5 protein-coding genes are annotated in these 5986 nt (G+C 57.8%); all 5 read left to right on the forward strand.

The features are described from left to right. Positions 1-441, forward strand: a 441-nt coding sequence (locus KBZ15_RS16575; protein ID WP_315859912.1) for a CorA family divalent cation transporter, incomplete at its 5' end; no start/stop codon positions are given. Between the two features lie 71 nt (positions 442-512). Next, positions 513-1541 (forward strand): PstS family phosphate ABC transporter substrate-binding protein, encoded by a 1029-nt coding sequence (locus KBZ15_RS16580; RefSeq protein ID WP_255016310.1) that lies wholly within the window; start codon positions 513-515, stop codon positions 1539-1541. 7 nt (positions 1542-1548) lie between these two features. Continuing rightward, positions 1549-2508, forward strand: coding sequence for a CHAD domain-containing protein (locus KBZ15_RS16585; RefSeq protein WP_255016312.1), 960 nt, complete (start codon positions 1549-1551; stop codon positions 2506-2508). Between the two features lie 185 nt (positions 2509-2693). Next, on the forward strand, positions 2694-4376 hold the full coding sequence (locus tag KBZ15_RS16590; RefSeq protein WP_255016314.1) for an iron uptake porin: 1683 nt from the start codon (positions 2694-2696) through the stop codon (positions 4374-4376). A gap of 225 nt (positions 4377-4601) precedes the next feature. Further along, positions 4602-5573: a phosphate ABC transporter substrate-binding protein PstS gene (gene pstS / locus KBZ15_RS16595; protein WP_255016316.1), complete on the forward strand. Its 972-nt coding sequence runs from the start codon at positions 4602-4604 to the stop codon at positions 5571-5573. The last annotated feature ends 413 nt before the right edge of the window (positions 5574-5986 follow it).

Consider the following 5986-nt stretch of genomic DNA (forward strand, 5'->3'; position numbering starts at 1 on the left):
GAGCACCGCAGCAATCTGCGCACGATTCGCAACCAGGTGTGGCCCCTGCGCCACCAGATCAGGGTGCTGCTGCGCCAGCGGCAACAGCTGCTGGGGGATGAGGCCCTGGTGGGCTTCCAGGAGATGGCAGAGCTGGTGGAGCTGTTGTTTGAAAATTGCGAGCTATTGCGGCATCAGTGCGATGCGATCACCCAGGCCTATGCCGCCAGCGTGGGCAACCGGATGAACCAGGTGATGAAAACGCTCACCATCCTTACAAGTATTTTTGCGCCCCTCACCTTCATCGGTGGTATTTACGGCATGAATTTTGCCGCCATGCCCGAACTCAGCTGGCGTTATGGTTATCTTTATGCCCTGGTTTTAATGGCGATGGTGGCCTTGATTCAGGCCTATTGGCTCTGGCGGCGTGGTTGGTTTCAAGACTGGACTGCCCCCCGCTGAGGGCCCAACCTGCAAAGCACAACCTGGCCTTAACCCTTTTTGAGCGCCCGGTCGCCCAGAGTTCTGGGGTGATGGCCAAGGTCATGCGCCCCATCCTGACTTTTTTCGCCCCGCTGCTGTTGTCTCAGCTGCCCTCAGGGGCGCAGGCGGCACCGGAGCCGTTGCGCATCGGCGGCTCGAGCACCGTGTTCCCCGTGGTTCAAACCGCGATTGAGGCTTACCAGAAGGGTGGCGCCAACCGCCAGGTGCGTTTTGAGCTCAAGGAGACGGGCACCTCGGCGGGCTTCCGCCAGTTCTGCAGCGGCCAGCTGGTTTTCGCCAATGCCTCCCGCCCGATCAGCGCCAAGGAGCTCAAGGCCTGCGCCGCCAAGGGGGTGACGTTTCTGGAGCTGCCGATCGGCTTCGACGCGATCACCGTGGTGGTGAATCCAAAGAACAGCTGGGCTTCCCGGATCTCCACCCAGGAGTTGGCGCGGCTCTGGAACCGGCAGGCAACCGGCAAGGTGACCCGCTGGAACCAGGTGAACCTGGATTGGCCCGATCGACCAATCCGCCTCTGCGGCCCCGGCAAGGATTCCGGCACCTTTGATTATTTCAATAAGGCCATTAATGGCGACGAAGATAATTCACGAACTGATTATTTTGCCAGTGAAAATGATAATGATTTGGTGGCCTGCGTAGCTAAAAATCCAGATGCCCTGGGATATTTCGGCTTTGCCTATTACCAGGCCAACGCCAAGCGGCTGAAGCCCCTGGCCGTGCTGGGCAAGAAGGGGTTGGCGACCCCATCGGCCCAGTCGGTGCAGAAGGAAGCCTATGTGCCCCTGTCTCGTCCTCTGTTCATCTATATCAACGACAAGGCCCTGCGGCAGCGGCCTGAGCTGCGCAAATTTGTGATCTACACCATCGCCAATGGGCTGAAGTTCGTAAAGCAAGCTGGCTATATCCCCATGCCCTCCAGCACCTATCGCCTGGTGGAAAGCAAGCTCTATCGCCACGTGCTCGGCACGGCCTTCGGCGGCGACCTGCCCGTGGGACTAACTACGGGACAAGCGCTGCAACGTAGTCTCGAGAGTATCAAGAAACCGGAATTCCGTTGATCTCTCAATGGCGCAGCTTCGCGATGTAAGCAATGGCGCCTATGCCCTTGACCTCCTGCAGAAGCAGGTGGGCAAGCTGGTGCAGCTGCAGGCGCCGGTTGCGGCGGGGGAAGGAACCGAGCCCCTGCATCAGATGCGGGTGGCGATGCGCCGGCTCAGCACCACCCTGGTTCAGTTTGAGCCCGCCCTGCAGGTTCCCGCCGCGCTCAACAATCAACGCCTGGCCAAATGGGTGCGCCGGCTGGGGATGGCCAGGGATCTAGATGTGTTGCGGGAGCGGCTGGAAGATGGCTTGTTGCCCCAGCTTCCGGAGGCCGAGGTGCGAACCCTTCGCCCCGTGCTCAAGCAGTTGCGACGCGAGCGTCACCTGGCCTACGCCCATGTGGTGGAGGTGCTCAAGAGCCCCAGTTACCTAGAGGGCCTGGCCCAGCTACAGCGCTGGTTCAAGCAGCCCGAATTCACGGCCCTGGGCCAGCAGCCGATTGCAGCGTGGATCGCCGATTGGCAGCTGCCAAGCCTGGCGGGGCTCTATCTCCATCCCGGCTGGCAGGTGGGGTCTTTGGCTCAAGATCCAGACTGCTTGCACGAACTGCGCCGCCAGCTCAAGCAGGTGCGCTACCGGCTCGAGAACCTGGCTCCCCTCCAGGGCCCCAGCAGCGCCCCATGGATCGGGCGCTTCAAGCGCGGCCAGGAGCTGTTGGGTGAATGCAACGACCTGCTGGTGCTCCAGCGCGCCATCAACGACCAGCTCCAGAGCGAATTGGCGCTGAAATTGCCCCAATTGGCCTGGCTACTAAACGTGAGCCAGAGCCACTGCTGGGAGCGCTGGAGCGAATTGGCCCAGGAGCTGCTGCCCGCTCAGCAACGCCGGCGGCTGCGGCGTGACCTGCTTTGGGGCGGTGGCGCCAGCAGCAAATTAGACAGGCTGAAGCTGGGTTTGGGCCGACTTGCCGGCCCTTGGGGCTGAACTTCTTACCAGCTCCACAGCTCATGGAGAACCAGCTTTGCCCTGTCAATGAACATTCAAGCCCCTTTGACCAGGTGCTCTGCGATACATCCACCCTGTAGCCCGCCTGCTGGCCCAGCCAATCCCTGCTGGTTAAGTTGCGCTTGGTTTCTGTCTGAAGCCATCACTATCGGTGTGAGGACCCGATGACCCTTTCCAAAATGCTGCTGCTGGCTTTAACCGGCACCGGTGTGGTGGCCCCCATGGCCGCTTCCGCAAATGAAATGGCCTCGTTGAACGGCAATGCTGCCATCAACGAATACATGCAACAGCAAGACGTTGATCGCTTCCGTGCCTGGGAATCCAAAAACCAGGTCACCAGCGTCAACCAGTTTTCCGATGTGCTGCCCACCGACTGGGCCTACCAGGCGCTGAGCAATCTGGTGGAGAAGTACGGCTGCGTGGCCGGCTATCCCAATGGCAAATTCAAGGGCGGCAACGCCATGACCCGCTATGAAGCGGCGGCCCTGTTGAACGCCTGCCTCGATCGGATCAGCGAAGTCACCGACGAGCTGCAGAAGCTGCTCAACGAGTTTGACGCCGAGCTCACCGTGCTCACCTCCCGGGTGGATGGTCTCGAGTCGAAGGTGGGCCAGCTGCAGGCCCAGCAGTTCTCCAGCACCACCAGGCTGCGTGGTGAAGTGAGCATGATTATTGGCGGCACTCCGAACTTCAACTCCAACGCTGTCACGAATACTGCTGCGGTCGCTGCAGTTCGTGGCACCAGACTCACTGGCACGGGCGCAAACCAGCGTCTTGAGGCCTGCAATTTTGGTACAACTGGCTGTGTTGGTGGATCTGCGGCAACAGCAGCGCGTACGGCAAAGCCCAATGCCACAACGTTCAATTACGACGCTCGCCTTGCCTTTGACACCAGCTTCAGCGGCAAGGATCTGCTGCGCACACGCCTAAGAAGCGGTAACTTCAGCAGCCTGCCCTTCGGTAGTGGCAGCCAGATCTTCAAGCTGGATAAGGCTGAAACCCAAGGCTCTGGCACAAACTCCGTTTGGATTGACCGCCTCTTTTACACCTTCCCTGTGGGCGATGAGATCAAACTCACCGCCGGTGCCATTGTAAGGAATACTGAGATTCTTTCCTTCATCCCCAGCGCCTATAAGGCCGACATCCTCGACTTCTTCAATCTGGCGGGTGCCTCCGGTACCTACAACAAGGCGACCGGTGCTGGCTTCGGCTTTAACTGGAAGCAGAAAGTTGAAAAGGGCAAGCCATACCTCGTCTTTGATGCAAACTACATTGCTCAAACCGGCTACGAGAATTCCACTATTGGTGCCTTCGATTACGATAGCGGTATTAACGTTTTAACCCAGTTTGGTGTGCGGGGTCCGAACTACGGTGCTGCTGTTGCCTACCGTTATGGTTCGCAAAACTCCGCCCTGAGGGATGCAAACCTGCCTAATTCCATTGTGAGTTCGGGTAATGAACTCAATGGTGTCTCCATTGCTGGTTTCTGGGAGCCCTTGGATTCTGGCTGGATGCCTTCGATCAGCGTTGGCTATGGTTACTACGAAGGTGGTACCGGCATCGCAAGTGCAACCTCGGCTCGAACCATCACCACCCAATCATGGATGGTGGGCTTCCAGTGGAAGGATGTGTTCCTGCAAGGCAACAGCGCGGGCTTTGCCTTCGGCCAAGCACCCTTCTCAACCGACGTGGCAAACTCCGAGTCCATGCTGTACGAAGTGTTCTACAAGTATCAAGTTACCGACAATATTTCCGTTACTCCGTCGATCTTCTGGGCTAGCGATTACCAGCGCAACTCAGGTTCTTACACCTGGGGCGGCGTGATTCAAACCACGTTCCGCTTCTGATCCCTGGTTAGTTTCTTCGACTCCTCACGCAGTCCACGACAGCACCTTTCACGCATCCAATGCCTCCCCTTTTTGGGGAGGCATTTTTTTTACGTTGCAGTCGTGATGCCCTGGGTTTGCACGTAACCGGCAATATTGCCCATCGCTTTGCGTGCCCTTAATGACTTCATAACGTTAGTCGAGGAGTCAGTTTGATAGGCTCTATTAGGAACTGTCCCCTATCCAATGACTTTCCTGCGAAAATCTTTTTCGGCCCTATTGCTAGCTGGTCTCGTCGGCGGGACAGCCGCCCAAGCTGCCGTGCGCCTGGCCGGTGCAGGAGCAACTTTCCCCGATGCGATTTATCAGCGTTGGTTTTCCATGCTGGCGAAGTCTGGCATCAAGGTGAATTATCAGGCCATCGGCTCTGGCGGTGGTCGCAAAGCTTTCATCAATGAAACCGTGGCCTTTGGTGCTTCTGATGATCCCATCAGTCAAAAGGACATCAAAAGTGTTAAACGTGGTGTCGTACAGATCCCCACTGTGGGTGGCACGATCGCTGTGGCCTACAACAAGCCTGGTTGCTCCCTGAAGCTCACCCAAAAGCAGGTTGTGTCGATCTTCATGGGATCAATCAAAAACTGGAAACAGCTGGGTTGTGCCGATGGCAGCATCACGGTGGTTCACCGTTCCGATGGCTCCGGCACCACCGCCGCCTTTACAGAATCGCTGCAATCGTTTTCGAAGGAATGGACCATCGGTAGCGGCAAGTCGGTGAACTGGAAAGTGGGCGTGGGCGGCAAGGGTAACGACGGTGTTGCCGGAACCCTCACCACCACACAAGGCTCGATTGGATATCTCAACCAAGCCTTTGTCAAAGGAGTCTTGAAGGCTGCTGCTATTCAGAATAAGGCTGGTCAATTTGTGCAACCCAATGCCACCAGCGGCGCCAAGGCTCTTGCCGGCATCAAACTCGATAAGAACCTGGCTGGTGGTGACCCTAACCCCTCTGCCTCGGGGGCCTATCCAATCGCTACACTCACCTACATTCTTTTCTACGCCAACGGAAATGGTTCCAAGGCTGAGGGTATCCGCCAAATGATCACTTTGATGCTGAGTGACAAGTATCAAGCTTTGGCGGATGATTTGGGTTACGTTCCACTGCGCGAATCGATTCAGGCGGCAGCCCAAAAGTCCGTGACCCGTATCAAGGAGTGATCGGCCGGGTCTGCTGATCCATTCTGTAAGGGGGTTCATAGAGCCCCCTTACCCTGGCAATCTGCCGGCTAATTTGCCCGACTCATTCATCCAAGCTGAGGCCGCAGGACTGGGTTAAGCACCGCTCCTGGGAGGTGTACTCGAGCTCAGCTTGGTGTGAACCGATGAGATAACAATGTACGTTTTTTGATGGGCCGGCTTCCCCTACAGCCCATCACCGGGCAGGCATGGTGGTTGGGCCTATGGCTTGGGCATGCATGGCTGGTTTGGGGAGGATTGGTTTCCCTGCCTGCTCGGGCGGAGGTGGGAGTTGGGCCCCGCTCCATCCTTATCGGCCAGTCGGCAGCCTTCAGTGGCCCCTCCGCTCAGCAAAGCCTGGAGTTCCGCGCCGGCGCCCATGAGGTGTTCGAGCA

This window comes from Cyanobium sp. BA20m-p-22, assembly GCF_024346275.1.
GTDB lineage: Bacteria > Cyanobacteriota > Cyanobacteriia > PCC-6307 > Cyanobiaceae > Cyanobium_A.

Coding starts and splice junctions, on each gene's coding strand:
- KBZ15_RS16585 (WP_255016312.1), top strand. CDS start 1,549: ATGGCGCAGCTTCGCGATGTAAGCAATGGCGCCTATGCCCTTGACCTC.
- KBZ15_RS16580 (WP_255016310.1), top strand. CDS start 513: ATGGCCAAGGTCATGCGCCCCATCCTGACTTTTTTCGCCCCGCTGCTG.
- pstS (WP_255016316.1), top strand. CDS start 4,602: ATGACTTTCCTGCGAAAATCTTTTTCGGCCCTATTGCTAGCTGGTCTC.
- KBZ15_RS16590 (WP_255016314.1), top strand. CDS start 2,694: ATGACCCTTTCCAAAATGCTGCTGCTGGCTTTAACCGGCACCGGTGTG.